Source organism: Streptomyces beijiangensis (genome assembly GCF_017315755.1).
GTDB lineage: Bacteria > Actinomycetota > Actinomycetes > Streptomycetales > Streptomycetaceae > Streptomyces > Streptomyces beijiangensis.
In genome coordinates this window covers 1-356 of the sequence record NZ_JAFLRJ010000226.1, presented here as the reverse complement: position 1 = coordinate 356, position 356 = coordinate 1, and the positions used below count along the sequence as shown (strand labels likewise).

1 protein-coding gene is annotated in these 356 nt (G+C 69.7%); it reads right to left on the bottom strand.

What is annotated here, in order from left to right:
- Nucleotides 1–356 (bottom strand): alkaline phosphatase D family protein (locus J0695_RS23540; RefSeq protein ID WP_206964478.1); only part of this gene is annotated, 356 nt, incomplete at both ends.

Here is a 356-nt window from a genome sequence, read left to right as displayed (position 1 = left end):
GCCGGTCGGTGCCGTCGGGGGTCTCGCGTATCGCCGCGTAGAGCGGGTCGGTGGCCAGTGCGGCGGGGGAGAGGTTGCCCAGGTGCTGATGGACCCAGTACGACATCAGACCGCTGAGGATGCGCTCCTGCCACCAGGCGGTCGCGCGCATGTCCTTCTGCCAGGAGGCGCTGGTGTTCCAGTCGTCGATGACGTCGTGGTCGTCGAAGATCATGCAGCTGGGGACCGTGGAGAGGAGCCAGCGGACCTCGGGGTCGAGCCAGGACTCGTAGTAGAGACGGGTGTACTCCTCGTAGTCCGCGACTTCCGCTCCGGGCGCCTCGCGCAGGTCGCGGCGGGCGGCGAGCCAGCGGCGG